Origin of the sequence: Rhodococcus sp. IEGM 1351 (assembly GCF_030056875.1) — a bacterium.
In the GTDB taxonomy this organism is placed as follows: domain Bacteria; phylum Actinomycetota; class Actinomycetes; order Mycobacteriales; family Mycobacteriaceae; genus Rhodococcus_F; species Rhodococcus_F opacus.
In genome coordinates this window covers 1-16,270 of sequence record NZ_JASHKU010000006.1, presented here as the reverse complement: position 1 = coordinate 16,270, position 16,270 = coordinate 1, and the positions used below count along the sequence as shown (strand labels likewise).

The 16,270-nt window shown below is 66.0% G+C and carries 11 protein-coding genes and 3 pseudogenes; 7 read left to right on the top strand and 7 right to left on the bottom strand.

The features are described from left to right. Positions 1 to 21: 21 nt before the first annotated feature. A complete protein-coding gene (locus tag QM806_RS12075; protein ID WP_283291501.1) occupies positions 22 to 1,383 on the bottom strand; it encodes an amidase in 1,362 nt (453 codons plus the stop codon). Positions 1,384 to 1,525: 142 nt separating this feature from the next. Between QM806_RS12075 and QM806_RS12070 the strand changes: the two genes are divergently transcribed. Beyond that, a complete protein-coding gene (locus QM806_RS12070) occupies positions 1,526 to 2,701 on the top strand; it encodes an MFS transporter (RefSeq protein WP_283291499.1) in 1,176 nt (391 codons plus the stop codon). 48 nt (positions 2,702 to 2,749) lie between these two features. On the opposite strand, the gene QM806_RS12065 is transcribed toward QM806_RS12070, so the two are convergent. Beyond that, positions 2,750 to 3,595, bottom strand: coding sequence for a hypothetical protein (locus QM806_RS12065; RefSeq protein WP_283291497.1), 846 nt, complete (start codon positions 3,593 to 3,595; stop codon positions 2,750 to 2,752). Between the two features lie 141 nt (positions 3,596 to 3,736). Beyond that, positions 3,737 to 5,168 (bottom strand): annotated as a pseudogene (gene proS, locus QM806_RS12060) (proline--tRNA ligase). Positions 5,169 to 5,454: 286 nt separating this feature from the next. Here proS and QM806_RS12055 point away from each other — a divergent pair. From QM806_RS12055 to QM806_RS12045, 3 genes are all read left to right on the top strand, one after another. Further along, on the top strand, positions 5,455 to 5,835 hold the full coding sequence (locus QM806_RS12055; protein WP_005256028.1) for an SHOCT domain-containing protein: 381 nt from the start codon (positions 5,455 to 5,457) through the stop codon (positions 5,833 to 5,835). A gap of 114 nt (positions 5,836 to 5,949) precedes the next feature. Further along, positions 5,950 to 6,771: a class II glutamine amidotransferase gene (locus QM806_RS12050; RefSeq protein ID WP_283291495.1), complete on the top strand. Its 822-nt coding sequence runs from the start codon at positions 5,950 to 5,952 to the stop codon at positions 6,769 to 6,771. Positions 6,772 to 7,075: 304 nt separating this feature from the next. Then, the gene (locus QM806_RS12045) at positions 7,076 to 8,680 is read left to right on the top strand and encodes an MFS transporter (protein ID WP_169694014.1); all 1,605 of its coding nucleotides are present in this window, start codon (positions 7,076 to 7,078) and stop codon (positions 8,678 to 8,680) included. A gap of 100 nt (positions 8,681 to 8,780) precedes the next feature. Here the strand turns inward: QM806_RS12045 and QM806_RS12040 are convergent. Continuing rightward, positions 8,781 to 9,224, bottom strand: a pseudogene (locus tag QM806_RS12040) (M24 family metallopeptidase); the annotation flags it as partial. A 204-nt stretch (positions 9,225 to 9,428) separates the two neighbouring features. Here QM806_RS12040 and QM806_RS12035 point away from each other — a divergent pair. Continuing rightward, positions 9,429 to 9,854, top strand: a complete 426-nt coding sequence (locus QM806_RS12035; protein ID WP_005566743.1) for a hypothetical protein — start codon at positions 9,429 to 9,431, stop codon at positions 9,852 to 9,854. A 341-nt stretch (positions 9,855 to 10,195) separates the two neighbouring features. On the opposite strand, the gene QM806_RS12030 is transcribed toward QM806_RS12035, so the two are convergent. Continuing rightward, positions 10,196 to 10,807 (bottom strand): class F sortase, encoded by a 612-nt coding sequence (locus QM806_RS12030; RefSeq protein WP_283291493.1) that lies wholly within the window; start codon positions 10,805 to 10,807, stop codon positions 10,196 to 10,198. 92 nt (positions 10,808 to 10,899) lie between these two features. Further along, complete coding sequence (locus tag QM806_RS12025; protein WP_283291491.1) at positions 10,900 to 12,255, bottom strand: ice-binding family protein; 1,356 nt, start codon at positions 12,253 to 12,255, stop codon at positions 10,900 to 10,902. A gap of 790 nt (positions 12,256 to 13,045) precedes the next feature. Here QM806_RS12025 and QM806_RS12020 point away from each other — a divergent pair. After that, entirely contained in the window at positions 13,046 to 13,309 is a 264-nt protein-coding gene (locus QM806_RS12020) for a hypothetical protein (RefSeq protein ID WP_005568967.1), read from the top strand. A gap of 284 nt (positions 13,310 to 13,593) precedes the next feature. Continuing rightward, positions 13,594 to 14,274, top strand: a complete 681-nt coding sequence (locus tag QM806_RS12015; RefSeq protein ID WP_005568968.1) for a TetR/AcrR family transcriptional regulator — start codon at positions 13,594 to 13,596, stop codon at positions 14,272 to 14,274. Between the two features lie 361 nt (positions 14,275 to 14,635). On the opposite strand, the pseudogene QM806_RS12010 reads toward QM806_RS12015, so the two are convergent. Next, a pseudogene (locus QM806_RS12010) lies at positions 14,636 to 15,472 on the bottom strand (formate/nitrite transporter family protein). Positions 15,473 to 16,270: the final 798 nt, after the last annotated feature.

Sequence of the window (16,270 nt, the reverse complement as noted above, 5' to 3'; positions counted from 1 at the left end):
CCCGCGTCGGCCGTGGTCGCCTCACAACCGGGCGGCCACGGCCAACGCCACGTGCTCGCACCACGGCCGCGCGACGACCTGCACGCCGATCGGCAACCCGGACCGGGTGATTCCCACCGGAACGACGACGGACGGCAGACCCGTCACGCTGATCGCGCGGCAACTCGCCAGGGCCTGAGACCACGTGAGCGACTGCCCACCGACGTCGAACACTTCGTCGCCGAGCGGCGGCGCCGGGATCGAGGCGACGGGAAGGACGAGGACGTCGCCCATCTCGCCGAGCAGTCGGTGCACGAGTTCCGCTCGCTGCGCCCACAGACGCTCGACCAGGCGCCGGTCCACGTCCCGCGCGTCGGCGAGCATCGTGGCGATGTTGTTTCCGAAGTCTGTGCCGAGTTCGGTGATGTCGGTGTGGGTTTCGACCGCACGCAACCTGCCGAACAGATCGTTGCCCTCCGACAGCGCCCCGCCCTCGTACGGGCGGGCACCGAGATGTCGGGCAGCACCGGCAGCGGCCGCGGCGATCTCCTCGCCGACGGGCACGGTGCCCTCACCGGGCGCCCACGTGATGTCGAGGCGTGAGAGGTCCACCGAACCCGGGTCGGTCCAGCGGTACTGCGGGGACGACAGCACCCGCAGCACCAGGGTCGCGTCGTCCAGCGTCCGCGCCATCGGGCCGATCGTCTGCAGCGTGCCGTGCATGGTCGCCGGATTGGTCAGCACGTGATCGCCCGACGGGACGCCGGGATACTGTCCGTCGGGGTCCACCCTGCCGATCGTCGGGCGCACCGAGCGCAGCCCCGTGCAGTGGGCGGGCCAGCGCACCGAGCCGCCGAAGTCGGTGCCGAGACCGACCACGCTCATCCCGGACGCGACCGCCGCCGCTTCGCCGCCGCTCGACCCACCAGGTGAGCGGGGAACACCGTCGGGCCGGAGCGGATTCACCGTGTACCCGAACAGGTCGTTGTGGGTGAGCCCGCTGGCCCCGAACTCCGGGGTGTTCGACTTCCCGACGAGAATCGCGCCGGCCGCCCTCATCGCGGCCACCGCGGGCGCGTCGACACGCGGCACGTTGTGCTCGAGCGCGCGCGACCCCGCCGTCGTCCGGACACCCGCGGTCGCGATCAGGTCCTTCACGGTGAACGGGACCCCGGCCAGCGGACCGACGTCCTCCCCTCGGCCGATCCGGGTGTCGAGGTCGTCGGCGGCCCGGATCGCCTGATCCTCGGCGACGGTGACGACGGCGTTCAGCTCCGGGTTCCGGGCCTTGATGTGCGCCAGGTGGTCGTCGAGCACCTGACTCGCGGAGACTTCCCGGTTCGTCACCGCGCGGGCGATCGTCTGCGCGTCCGAGCCGACCCAGCTGCCGTCGTTACCCCACACATGTCCTCCTCGGCTCGTGCTCAGGGGTCGACGCTAGACATCCCCACACCCGCCGCACACGGCCAGTGTGCACAGGAATCCGTCGCCCGAGCTGTGAAGAGTTGATACTTCGCCGCGCTACGGGCTCTGGGAGGATCAGGTGATGCTCTCGCCCTGGGTCCGCCTCGCCGCCGCGCTGTTCGCGGTCAGCTGGGGTGCCAACCAGTTCGCCCCGATGCAGCTCGTCTACCGCGAACATCTCGGTCTCGGAAACGGCGCCTTCACCGCGATGCTCGCGTCGTACGTCGTCGGGCTGGTGCCCGCCCTGCTGTACTTCGGCCGCGTGTCCGACCGGTTCGGCCGGCGCGCGGTGATCCGCCCGATGATCCCCGTGGGCATCGTCTCCTCGCTCGTGCTCATCGCGGGCGCCGCCGTCCCCGAGCTGCTCTATCTGGGCCGGGTGCTGGCCGGACTCGCCTCCGGCATGGCGTTCGGCGCCGGAACCGCCTGGATGAAGGAACTCAGCTCCACCGCGCCCGCCGGGGCGGGTGCACGCCGCGCCGCCGTGTCGTTGTCCGCGGGATTCGGCTGCGGGGCCCTGTTCGCCGGCGTGATCGCGCAGTGGCTCCCCGCCCCCGAACTGCTCCCCTACCTGGTGCACGTCGCGTTGATGGTCGGTGCCCTGGCGCTGGTGTGGGCTGTGCCCGACGTGCGGGTCCGCGCCACCGACCTCACCGCCAAACCCCTGTCGGTGCTGGCGACACCCCAGTTCCGGTGGGGCATCGCCCCCTGGTCGCCGTGGGTGTTCGGTGTGGCGACCGTGTCGTTCGCGACCCTTCCGCCGCTCGTCTCCGAGTCGCTGCGCTCCACGTCGGTGGCGTTCACCGGGCTCGTCGCGGCGCTGACCCTGATCACCGGGGCGGTGATCCAGCCGTGGGCCAAACGGTGGTCGCAGCAGGACGACGCCGCCGCCGGGGTCCGGGTCGGCATCGCCCTCGGGGTGCTGGGCTTCGGCGCCGCGACCGTGGTCGCATACACGGACGGTGCGCTGTCCGTCGCCGCGATCGTCGTCGCGGCGTTCCTCCTCGGATCCTGCTACGGCATCCTGCTCGGTTCCGGTCTCGCGTCCGTCGAAAAATTGGCACCCGCAGACGAACTCGCGCAGACCGTCGCGGTGTTCTACTGCCTGATCTACATCGGCTTCGCAGTCCCGTTCGTCATCTCACTCCTCGCCCCGCACCTCGGCTACGCCACCTGCTTCGTGGGGGCGGCACTGCTGATGCTGCTGTCCGTGGCAGTGGGCCGGAGGGTGAAGGACCGGCACCTCACCCCCACGTGAGCGGCGAAGCGTGCGCGGGCACGCTTCGCCACTCACCTAGGGAGGTTCCTACCGTTCGGTCGCGCCGCACTCGCCGCACGCGGGCACCAGCGCCTCACTGCGCGGCCGTGGCGCACCGGCCCGCGACCGCACCGGGAGCAGCGGCGGCCACGGCCAGTGCTGGCCGAGGCGGCCCCGGGCGCGCAGGAAGCCGAGGCCGAGCACGAGCCCGAAGATCAGGTGCCCGACCAGCGACAACGTGATCGTCGTCGGCGTGAGCGGAAACATGTCGTGCTGTCCGTGCGGCGACAGGGCGACCGTTCCGATGAGCCCGACCCACACCGGGAACACCGCGAAGGTGACGAACGCGAGGAGGACGAGACGGCGCGACCGATGCTGGAGGCCGAGTGCGAGGGCGATGAGGAAGAAGGCGATTCCGATGCCGCCGCCGTCGCCGAGGTACCGCCACAGGTAGCCGACGATCGCGCCGGTCCGGGTGTCGGTTCCCGAGTGCAGCCACGTACCCATTTTCGGAATGAAGTCGCCCCACATCCCGAGCAGATACACGGTGTCGAGGCGGAAGACGTCGTAGGCCAGACACGCGAACATCCCCCAGCCGAGGCCATGGCCGACGATGCGGTCGATCGGGTGCGGAGCGAACACGCACAACACGGCGAGGGTGGCGGCGAGCGGAATGATCACCAGCGCACCGGTGGCATTCATCGGCACGACGCCGAACACCTGCGCCGAGATCGCGAGCAGTGGTAGGGAAGCGAGCAACAGGTACAGGCCGATCCGGGCGAAGGCCCAGTGGTGCCGGACCTCTTTGTGGACGGATTCGACAGCGGGCATGGCGGCGCCCGGCGGATCGTGTTCGTGAACGTCGGGGACGGTGGTGCCGAGGATGCGGGGCATAGCGGGGTTCCTTTCGGTCGAGGGCCGTCTCTCTCCGAGTGGTCGGCTTTCGAGATCCCCAGCGTCCGTCGAGTACCCGGCATGCGAATAGTCCCCCGAGGGGTGGCGAAAGCCACCCCTGCACACACCGTGTGCGCCCCGTCAGTAGGCGCGCCCGAAGATCACCCGCCTGCCGTACGCCGACGCCGCGCCACATTGCACGCACACACCTGTCTCCGGCTCGCCGCCGAGGGGAACACATCGCGGGGTGGCAGCGGCGAGGGACTTGATCTCCTCCTCGCACGCGGCGATCCCGCAGTGCAGTGCCAGTGCCCACCCCGTCGAGACCGCGTCCGCGAAACCCTCCCAGTTGTCGACGGTCCGAGTGTGGCTGTCGCGGAACGCGGTCGCACGAGCGAGCAGGAAGGCCTGAAAGTCGTCCAGGACCCCGGGCATGGTCTCGGGCAGGGAGTCGATCGGCACGGACTGCTTGCCGTCGTCGCCGAGCCGTTTCACCATCATCACCGTGCCGGCCTCCAGATCTCGCGGCCCGAGCTCGAGCCGGACCGGGACGCCGCGCAACTCCCACTCGTTGTAATTGAACCCCGGGGTGAGCTGGGGGCGGGCATCGACATGGGTCCGCACCCCAACCGACCGCAGGCGGCGGGCAAGCTCGTCGGCCGCTTCCTCGACCGCAACGTTGCCGCCACGGGTGATCGGCACGATCACCACCTGGTGGGGCGCCAACCGCGACGGGAACACCAGGCCCGTGGTGTCGCCGTGAGTCATGACGATGCCACCGATCATCCGGGTGCTCATACCCCACGATGTGGTGTGACACAACTCCTCTCGTCCCGACTCGCTGGTGAAACGGATGTCGAAAGCCGACGCGAACTTGGTGCCCAGGTAATGCGAGGTGCCGGACTGCAACGCACGGCCGTCACGCATCATGCCCTCGATCGTGTACGTCGCCACGGCACCCGCGAACCGTTCACCGGGCGTCTTCTCGCCCGGGGATCGCGGCCAGCTCACGTGCCACCTCGCGAAAGATGTCGAGCGCCAGCATCGTCTCACGGCGGGCGGCAGCCTCGTCGACGTGCGCGGTGTGGCCCTCCTGCCACAGAAATTCTGTGGTGCGCAGAAACATTCGCGGACGCAACTCCCACCGCACCACGTTCGCCCACTGGTTCAACAGCAGCGGCAGGTCGCGGTGCGAGCTGATCCACTTGGCCATCATCTCGCCGATGATCGTCTCCGACGTCGGCCGCACCACCAGCGGTTCTTCGAGCTTTTTCCCACCGGCATGGGTGACCACCGCCAGTTCCGGGGAAAACCCTTCGACGTGTTCGGCTTCCCGGCCCAGGTAGCTTTCCGGAATCAGCAACGGGAAGTACGCATTCTCGTGACCGGTGTCCTTGATGCGGCGGTCGAGTTCGGACTGCAACAGTTCCCACAGCCGGTACCCGTACGGTCGGATCACCATGGTGCCCTTGGCCGTACCTCGATCCACAAGGCCGGCCTTGAACACGACCTCGTTGTACCAGGCAGCGAAGTCCTCACTCTGGGCTGTCACACCGCGCTCATCCCGTGCCATGCCAGCACAGACTACTCGGGCGGATCAGCCGTTTCACCGTCCGCGGCCGAGTCCGATAGCGAGATGCCCGGAGTACTTCGCCGAGATTCCGGTCGGCGTCGTCCAGTGGTCACCGCGCGCGGGCTGGATCGACCCCTCGCTTGCCCCGGCGGCCGTGATCTGCGCAAAACCACCAACCAAAGGCGCCCGGGAGGTGGATGCTTGCTTCGTGAACGTGCACATTTGATTTCTGCTCCGCACCCAGGCAGCCCATATGCGCGGCCGCCGCACTCGAAGGAGTCATACCATGTTGGATTCATTCTGGGACCTGTTCTGGTACACGCTGATGGTGTTCGCGTTCGTCGCCTACCTGATGATCCTGTTTCAGGTCCTCGGTGATCTGTTCCGCGACCGCGGCATGTCCGGTCTCGGCAAGACGCTGTGGATCATTTTCCTGATCGTGCTGCCGTACCTGAGTGTGTTCGTCTACCTCATCGCCCGGGGCCGCGGCATGGCGGAGCGGCACCTCGAGGCGCAGAGCGCGGCGAAGCAGGCGACCGACCATTACATCAGGGAGGTGGCCGGGAAGTCGGCTGCCGAACAGATCGCCGACGCGAAAGCACTGCTCGACGCCGGCACCATCACCCAGGCCGAGTTCGACACCCTCAAGGCAAAGGCGCTCACCTGACACGCGCGGCGGAAAACGGCAGGCAGGCGACGATCCGGTGCGGTGAGAACCGGTGTCCGTCGGGGCTGTCGCAGACAGGGTCGGCTCTGCTTGAATTGATGTATGTGCCGGTGGATGGCGTACTCGGGTGAGCCGATCCTCGCGGAAGACCTGTTGTTCCGCCCTAGACATTCGCTGATCGATCAGAGTCTGCACTCGCGTCTCGGAGCGACGACCACGAATGGTGACGGGTTCGGGGTCGGCTGGTACGGCGAGGGCACCGAACCGGCGGTGTACAAGAGCATCGAACCGGCCTGGAACGACAGCAATCTGCGGGAGATCACCGGTCAAGTGCGAACGCCGATGCTGCTCGCCCACGTGCGGGCCTCGACCGGGACGCCGGTGCAACGCAGCAACTGTCACCCGTTCCGGCACGGGCAGTGGTTGTGGATGCACAACGGCGCCCTGCGCGGTTTCCACGAGATCAGACGCGAGTTGGTGATGGCCGTCGACCCGGCCCTGTTTCCCGACATCGAGGGGTCCACCGACTCCGAAACCTTGTTCTTCCTCGCCCTGACGTTCGGTCTCGTCGACGACCCCTTCGATGCCGTTGCGCGCGCGGTCGGCTTCGTCGAAGATGTGGGCCGCACGCACGGGGTCGAGGATCCGGTGCAGATGACCGTCGCGACCACCGACGGTGCATCGCTGTGGATCTTCCGCTATTCGAGTGAGCGGCAGTCGAGGTCACTGTTCTTCTCCACCGGCATCGCGAAGCTGCGCGCCCTCCACCCGGAGGTCGAGGTACTGCACCACCTGGGCGGGGAGACCCGTTTCGTGGTCTCCGAGCCACTCCGCGACCTCGAAGGTGCGTGGAACGAAGTGCCGGAATCCTCGGCCGGGGTGGTCCGGCCCGGCGACGACGAAATCCGGCCGTTCGAACCGATCGCACCGACCTGAGTTCGCGCAGCGCCGAGACGACCACCTGATTGCACGATATCCGTTGAGCCGACCGGCGGACATCGACAATGGCGCCTCCGAGTTTTGCGTGGCCGGCGCCCCGCCGGGTTCTTTGTTCTCTAGGTAGGTCGCCCCCACACATGAGACACTCGGTGTTGCGGGATGGACGTTGCGATCGCGTCTACCCCATTCCCACCCGGGCCCGAGGACCTGGGCGGGTGTGCGCCCAGGAGGTGGCCGTGACGTCTTGGGTAGCTCGCCGTGGATTGCCGCCCTACACGACAGCCGGGACGGTGGGTCTGCGATGACCGAAGGACCGACGACCAGCGATCCCTCCGAGAAGGCAGTGGGCCCTTCCCGCCTGCTCGGACTCCTGCTGGCGATGGCGATGTTCGTGCTCGTCGTCGACACATCGCTGATGAACGTGTCGATCTCGTCGGTGGTTCGCGACCTCGACACGACCGTCAGCGGCGTCCAGGCGGCGATTGCGCTCGAGGCGCTGGTATCTGCCGCGTTCATCCTGATCGGTGGCAAGGTCGGCGATCTCATCGGACGCAAACGGGCGTACGTGCTGGGTCTGCTCGGCTACGCAGTCGGTGCGTCGGCGATGGCGCTCGCGCAGAGCCTGACGGCGATCATCATCTTCTGGGCCGTACTCGGTGGAATCGGCGCGTCACTTCTGCTGCCCGCCATGCAGTCCCTCATCCACGGCAATTTCGAAGGAGCGGCCCAAAAGAAGGTCTACGCCCTGGTCGGGGCGGCGGCCGCGATCGCCGCCGCCGTCGGACCGCTGCTCGGCGGTTTCATCACCACCTACCTCTCGTGGCGCGTCGGGTTCGTGCTCGAGGTCGTCATCATCGCGGTCGTGCTCTCCGGCATCAAACTGGTCCGCGATGTGCCGTACACGGGACCCCGGGTGATCGACCTGGTGGGGGCGGCCCTCTCCGTTCTGGGCATGGGCGGGATCGTGCTCGGAATCCTGGTATGGCAGGAGGGCGGCGAATCCGTCGGTGCGCTCCTGATACTCGGTGCGATCGCGATGGCCGGACTGACGTACTGGCTCGTGCGGCGCAAACGTCAGGGGAAACCGACACTGCTGGACCCGGATCTGTTCCACTCCAAGGTCTTCCGACTGGGCATCACCGGGCAGATGCTCCAGCAGATCGCCCTGGGCGGCACGATGATCGCGCTGCCGATCTACCTGCAGATGGTGCTCGAATACAACGCGATGCAGGCGGGATTGTCCCTCGCACCCCTCTCGCTCAGCATGTTCGCAGTGGCGGTGCTCGCGGGCAAGAAGGCGGGCGACCGACGCCCGAGCAGCATCATCCGCTGGGGATTCGTGCTTCTGACGATCGGGATCGCGGCGCTGATCCCGATCGTGCCGCGCGCCGAGTTCGGCTGGGGCCTGGTGATCCCGTTGGTGATCGCCGGATCCGGGCTGGGGTTGCTGGTGTCCCAGCTCAACAACTACACACTGGCACCGATCGAGGAAGAGCGGATCAGCGAGGCCGCCAGCGTCAATTCCGCGGCAGGATCGTTCGGGCTCTCGTTCGGGCTGGCGTTCGCCGGCGCCATCATGCTCGCAACGCTGTCCCTCACCTTCACCGCGATGGCGGAATCGAGCACCGTGCTCCCGCCGACAGAGCAGCAGCAGGTGGCGCAGGTGCTCGAGGACGACGCCGAAGTCATGAGCAACACCCAGCTCGAACAGCTGCTCGTCGACCAACCCCCGGAGATTCAGGACGAGATCATCCGCATCAACACCGACGCACGACCGCTCGCCCTGCAAATCGCTTTGCTCATCCCCATCCTCGCCGGTCTCATCGGGCTGTTCAACTCGTTCCGCATGAGGCGCATACCGGAGCCCGCAGCACCGCCTTCCGGCCAAGGGCCAGCGGGGGACTGACTCACATCTCCCCACCTGGACAGATTCTCGCCGCCGCAGGATTCGCCGCTCCCTGACAGGAGAACAAGAGGATCACCGTCGGTCTCGGTGTCGGGTGTGCTCATCGCCTCAGGTCCAGGAGCTGCTCGAAGAAACCACCGATTCCCCGGGCACGATTGACGAGGTGGATCTCGAGGATCCAGTGGCACGGCCGACCCGCAGCATCGAGCCGACGCATCGGCCCGGCTGATCCCGGCTTGATGTAGGAGTCGGTCTTGTGACCGGCGATCTTCTCGTGCGGGAACTCGCCGACCAAATGCCCGGCGATCGAGGAACCGAACTCCCATCCACTCTGCCGGGCAAGGTCGACGACATGGGCATAGAGCTCCGCCCCGGTGACGTCGGGATGTGGATGAAAGTAATCGCGGCCGCGCTGCCACACCGGCTCGAGAGCGTCGCGGAGTGCGATCTTGGCGGGGTCGTCACCGAGGACGTAGGTGCGACCGAAGTCCGCTTCCCACGCCTCGAAGATCGGGCCGAAGTCGAGGAAGGTGATGGCGTCGGCGAAGAGACGCGTTCCCGTTCGGAGACAGCGGAGGAAGGCACGAGAACCGATCCTAGTCGGCACCCAGAATTGCCAGCACCGTTGACACCGATCGTCTTGCCTGGTCAAGCCGGACGATCCAGCGCTGTCCACTTGGCTCGGACCTGGTGCAGACTGTCTGAGATCACGCTCGCCGGACCGGCGGGACCAGGAGTGGAGGAGCCAGTGACCGCAGCGCATGCCGTGTCGATCGCGGTGACCTTCACCTGGCTGGGGATGGTTGTCGCCATCTCGTTCCTCGAAGCGCCGCTGAAGTTCCGCGCACCCGGGGTGACGGTGCGGCTCGGGCTGGGGATCGGCCGGCTTGTGTTCCGTGCTCTGAACATCACCGAGATGGTGTGGGCGGCACTGCTCATTGTCGGACTCCTCATAGACGGACCACCTGCCCGGGTGGTGGTGGCAGGAGCGACGGCCGTCGCGGCGCTCCTGGTGCAACTGGTCGGTGTCCGACCCCGGTTGTCGCGACGATCCGACCGCGTCCTCGCCGGTGAAGACGTCCCCCGTTCTCACGCGCACTACGTCTATATCGGCCTGGAAGTGGTCAAGGTCGGTGCGTTACTGGTGACCGGAATCTTGTTGCTCGGCGTCTGAGGCGGCGACCTCCCGATAGCTACAGCTGGCGTATCCACCCGACTGGGATGACCGCGCGCCGCATGTACTGAGCATGCGCGTTCCAGGATTATCGTCCTGCGTGCTCACTTTGGTTCGTGTTCAATGACATTCGCCTGCTAGGGAGGCGCGTGCCACGGCCGGTTCTTGCGCACCTTGCTCCGGACGTCCGGGCTGCGGCGACAAGATTGATCGACTACATCTTGGCGTGCCGAGAACCTGCGCGGGGTCGTACCCCACAGTCTCGTCGAGTCCACAGCGTGCCTCCACAACCGACCACGGTGGCCGAATGCTCACCTCCCGTGGACTTCCCGGTTGCCAGATCATTTCTGGCCGGCAGCGGCCGGAGCTTCCCCGCTGTCGGTATCAACCAGAGAGGTGTAGGCCACGATGTTGGACAGGTAGCTACGGGCGTCCGCGTCGTACTCTCCCCCACAGGTGACCAGTTGCAGCGTTTCATCACCGTGCGAGCCGTAAACCTCCTCGGCCGGGAACTCCGTCTTCGGATACGTCTCCACCTTGGTGACCGCGAAATGAGCGATGGTGCCGTCGGCCAAGCTCACCTCGATCGAGTCTCCCGCCTCGAGGTCTTTCAATCGGTAGAACACCGCCGGACCCTCATAGGAATCGACGTGCCCCAGGATCACTGCCGAACCCAGCTGGCCCGGAGCCGGCCCGAACTTGTACCACCCCGGCTTGTCGAAATCGGTGGGCACTTCGACTGTTTCGTCGGGATTGAGTCCAAGAGTGATGAGTGTTTCGTCCACCCCCAGCGCGGGGATCCGCAGCGCGACCGGTGCCGGGCCGGACGCCCCGTCGGAGGGTGCCGGCACGGTGTCGGTGACGGATGGCTGTCCGTGCTGGGGATCTCCCGACTCCTGATAGCTGCGCAGGGCGAGGACAGCGGTCGCGATGAGTATCAGGACCGCTGCCACCACCCACCAGCGTTTCACTCTGCCCATCGCCCCCTCGGGCCCTGGCCACTCGGGGCCCGGGACGGGGTCCGACCACTCGGGGCTCGGGCCGCTCATCGCTGCCTCCTGCGCAGTCGCGCCCCCTGGCCTGCCGCTATGCCCGGTCCGGCCAGAGCAAGCACTGCAAGGGATCGGAGAAGCACGCTGTCACGGGAGTGTGGAGTGGTGCCGCCGGCCCCCGTTTCCGGATGCCCCTTGGGGATGATGTATCCGTTGCCGCCAGGGCCGCCCTTGCCTCCGCCGCCGGGTCCGCCTTGTTCGCCGGGTCCGCCTTGTTCGCCGGGTCCGCCTTGTTCGCCGGGTCCGCCCTGCTCACCCGGGCCACCTTGTTCGCCGGGTCCGCCCTGTTCACCAGGTCCACCAGGACCGCCGGGGGGAGCCGGAGGAGCGGGCGGAGCCGGAGGAGCCGGAGGAGCCGGAGGAGCCGGAGGAGCCGGAGGAGCCGGAGGGCCGGGGGGTGCCGGAGGGCCGGGGGGTGCCGGAGGGCCGGGGGGTGCCGGCGGGCCGGGAGGGCCGGGGACACCGGGGATGCCGGGGATGCCGGGGATGCCGGGGATGCCTCCGCCGGGGGGGATCGGAATGGGGATGGGGATCGGAATGGGAATCGGAATGATGGGACCGTTGGTGACGGTCGTAGTGGTGGTCGGCGGTGCCGTGGTCGTGGTTGTCGTGGTCGGCGGTGCCGTGGTCGTAGTTGTCGTGGTCGGCGGCGGTGTCGTCGTGGACGTCGGCGGCACCGTGCCGCAGTTGGGTCGGGTGATGGTGTTGGTGTCCAGAGTGACTGCGCCGTTACGTGCCAATACGCGTCCGTTCACGGTGGTGCCGGTCTGCACCGAGATCGAGGTCAACGCCATGATGGTTCCGACGAAGGTGGTGTTGGTCCCCAGGGTCGCTGAGCTACCCACCTGCCAGAACACGTTGCAAGGTGAGGCTCCGTTGATGAGAGCGACCGTGCTGTTCGACGCGGTGATCAACGTGGATCCGGCCTGAAAAATGAACACCGAGTTGGGATCACCCTGCGCATCGAGGGTGACGGTGCCGGTCAGTCCCATCGGGCCGGCCGTGTTGTAGGTGCCGTCCACCAAAGTCAGGCCACCGAGATCGGGGGGCGCCGCGGTGGCGGGCGTCCGTCCTGCCGCATCGTTGTATGCCGTCGTCAGGTCGGATTGAGCCTGCAGCGCAACGGCATCGGCAACGTGTTGCGTGCCGTTGATCACCGTCCCCGGCGGAAAACCGGTGACCGCGCTGCCCGGACTGACACCCAGGTCCCCGGAGATGATCGAAGGGCCGGTGTTGGTGACCGTTTGGCCCGCCAATATCGCGAAGGAGGTGGCTGTCCCCAGTCCGACCGGAGGATGAGCCGCTGACGCGACTCCACCGAAGACGATCACAGCCGCGGCGGTCGCCATGGCCGCCCCCGCAACAAACCAGCGACGCCGAGAACGCGCCTGGATCGAAGTATGCACCGATGTCACGAATTTCCCCTCACCGTGGAGCGGTTGATGGCAGGAATCATTCGCAAACCACCCGGTATGTGTCAACGACCGGCGCGGTGTGTCGGTTATCAATTAATTTACTCCCGAATGGCGAATCCGCGCTTTGCGGGAATTCGTCGATTTAGAACTGTAGGCCGAAGAGGCGTGACCGCCGCCGTCACGGCGGAAAGTAATTGTTCTTCACAAGAACCAGAAGCACGCGCCTGAGCAGGAGAACCCCGAATCATGCCTGGCAGTGCGCGTTTTGCATTCGGTTGGACGTACAGCAAGGTGCGCTTTTTCATGTTGGCTGGACGTACAGCAAGGTTCGCTAATTTATACTGGTTGGACGTTCGATAAGTATGATTGAAATATTGTTACCAAGCTACATTGCATGCCATTTCATACCGGCGGTACGGTACTCGGCGACAAACAATTACAGGGACGGTAATTCCTCGCGTTTTTCGGACCGATGTCACCATTCTCGTATTTGTCTATTTTTCTGGTACCAATTTACATTGCGATCACTCGTGCTATCTTTCAATGTGTCAGCTTCAAGTTCCGTCCGCTCTGGTCGTAAATGTGGGCAACAGAATTTTTCCGATACTTCGCGTAACGCTCAACATGTGCCTGCAAAGTCAGCCCTCCCGGACTGAACACGCGAGGGTGCGGCACCGAGGCCGCCGATCTCGTCGAACAGCTACCTCATCGGTACGTCAAGGAGATGAAGATGGGCAACGAGCACTCCGCAGGAGCATGCGACACCGTTCTGCAGATCGCGGTGCCGGATTGTGATTCGGATCCGCTCTTACCGAGGACTACAGCCGAGGCCGCTCCAGTCTCCGTCGGTGCAACGAAACTCCCGCAGTTCTCCGCGCGCGTGGACCCGGAGTTGCTGCGGCGGGTGAAGATCGAAGTCGCCACCCGCGGGACGACTTTGCAGGCGGCGACGGCCGAAGCATTCAGGCTGTGGCTGTCGTCGAAGTAGCCCCGACCGGGACGTCCGATCTCGCCTCCGGCCCCGAGCCGCACAGATTTCATCGGCACGGATCGTCTCGACGCCGGCAGGGCAATCTCGAGTATTTTCGAGCCCCGGCGATCGTGCACTGTTGCTCGGCGGCACCGCCAATGGGACACCGGGAGTGACGCCACAACACGCTGGCCGCTGGAGCCGCAGCTGACGCTACGGTCCGACTGGGCACACCGTGACGTGGGACACGGTGGCGGTCCGGATTCGTCTCGTCGAGAGGATCGAACGCATACGATCCGGGAATGCAAAGGCTTCCCGCTGATGTTCGCCGTGGACAGCTCATCGAGGCGGCGCTCGCGGTCACCGCGCAACAGGGTGTCGCTGCGCTGACCATCCGTAATGTGGCCGAGGCCGCCGGGGTGTCGCTCGGGGTGGTGCACTACCACTTCGAGCACAAGGAAGAACTTCTCACCGAGATGGGGCAGTGCCTGATCCTCGAGATCAGTGAGGCGATGCGCCTGGCCTTCAGTCAGCTGGTCGGTCCTCTGGAACTGCGCGGTATTGCGGGTCTTCGGGAACTCCTGGGGGCCGGAATTCGCGGTCTGTGGCCGATCATCGAAGCCAGTCCCGACCATCAGTTGCTGACCTACGAGATCACCGCGCAAGCCCTGCGCCAACGCGGGGCCGGCAATGACTCCGCCGGAGCAATCGCGACCCACCAGTACCGCACCATGGACACCGAGGCCGTCGCGTTCCTCGACCTATGTGCACACCGGGCCGGCGTCACCTGGAGCACTCCGGTCGACCAGATCGCACGCTTCGCCCTGGCTGCGCTCGACGGAGTGGTACTGCGCTGGCTCGTCGACCGTGACAGCGGCGCCGCCCTCACCGCACTCGACGACCTGGTCCAGATCATCGCCAGGAAGGCCCGCCAGGATTGCTCACCTGATCACCATCTCGAAACAGCAGGCGACCCCTCATAACCGGACGGCAACCGCTGAGTCGTCGAATTCGGATACGTCGCGCGGGCGGTTCAATTCTGCTTCCTCGCAGCCGGACCGGGTTCCCCGTGAGAGCAGTCAGACCACGACGAGCAGCTGCCGTGCATCTGCGGGTGCACCAGCCCGAATGAGACCCCTCGACTGTGCGCCCGGGCGCACGGTGAGCCCCCGTGGCTCTGCCACGCTGTTCGCGAGGGTTCACCGCCGCCTCGACGGAGCAAGGAAGCGTCGTGCGTTCCTGAAACGCTCGCCGTGCCAGGATCGGTAGGTGATCGCGACCCGGCACAAAGCGAAGACAAGTGCCGACGCAGCGGATGCCCCGTCGGCACGTGTCGAAGCCTCTTCAGAGTGTCTCGAGCTCTGCTTCCCTGCCGGCAACAGGGGTGCCGGAGGTGTGCCGGTGCGCGAGGTACAGGGCCAGGCCGGTGAATACCAGTCCGCCGACCATGTTGCCGAGCACGGTAGGGATTTCGTTCCAGATCAGGTAGTCGAGGAGTGTGAAGTCGCCACCGAGCAGCAGGCCTGAGGGGAACAGGAACATGTTGACGACGGAATGTTCGAATGCCATCGCGAAGAACAGCATGACGGGCATCCACATCGCGATCACTTTGCCGGGGACGTCGGTGGCGATCATCGCCCCGGCAACCCCGGTGGAGACCATTTAGTTGCACAGCACGCCGCGGACGAAGAGCGTCAACATGCCCGAGGCACCGTACTCGGCGTAACCGAGTGTGCGCGACTCGCCGATATGTCCGAAGGCCTCGCCGATCTGGTTGGGGTCGGCCGCAAATCCGTAGGTGAAGACGATCGCCATCATCACAGCGACGGTGAATGCACCGAGGAAGTTGCCGAGGAACACCAGACCCCAGTTCCGGAGAACCCCGAATCCGGTCACTCCCGGCCGCTTGTCGAACCAGGCCATCGGGGCGAGCACGAATACACCGGTGAGAAGGTCGTAGCCGAGCAGATACAGAATGCAGAACCCAACCGGAAAGAGCAACGCACCAATGAGCGGTTGACCTGTCTGCACGCCGACCGTGACCGCGAACACCGCGCCGAGTGCGAGTATCGCACCGCCCATGTAGGCGCGAATCACGGTGTCGCGTGTGGACATCAACACCTTGGACGCACCGGCGTCGATCATCGCCGTGACCAGGTCGGGTGGCTTGACGTAGGACAACGTGGCTCTCCTTGCGGGACAGTGCCGAACCGGATGATTCGGCCTTTCGAGCGACCGTAGGAAGCACGCGTTACCGCTCTGAACCCGACGATGGTCCGGGCAGTAACGATCCGCTCACGGGGACCGGGACACATGTGTGATGAACCAGGCTCGAAGGCGCACTGCCGGTGGCCCTGCATCACGCCGACGCAGCGTGCCGTAGGAGAACGACAGGACCGCATTGTCGGTCTCTACGTCGGGTGTGCTCACCGGCGCAGATCCAGGAGCTGCTCGAAAAGCCCACCGATCCCTCGGTCCCGGTCGACGAGAGTGGTAGAGCTCCACCCCGGTGACGTCGGGATGTGTATGAAAGTAGTTGCAGCCGCGCTCCCACACCGACTCGAGAGCGTCGCAGAGGGCAACCTTGGCGGGGTCGTCACCGAGGACATCGGTGCAACCGAAGTCCGCTGGTCGGTGCGTTACTGATGACCGGGATCTTGTTGCTCGGCGCCTGAGGCGGCGACCTGGGACGGAGACCTCCCGATAGCCACAGCGGGCGACTCTGCTGGACCGGGGCTGGTCGCCTGCCGTAGGCGCCGAGCCTGCGCGTTCCAGGATTATCGTCACGCGTGCTCACTTTGGTTTGTGTGCAATGTCATTCGCGTAGATGACATTGAACAGCCGGGACACACGGCATGCTGGCGCTGCGCGGACACGCGGCGACGAAATGTTTGCCAGGTGGTGTCCGCGACTGAAACGAACCGATTAAAGATGTTTCGGTAATAGGGTGTGTCGTTGCGCGTGATTCGCACCGTGCTG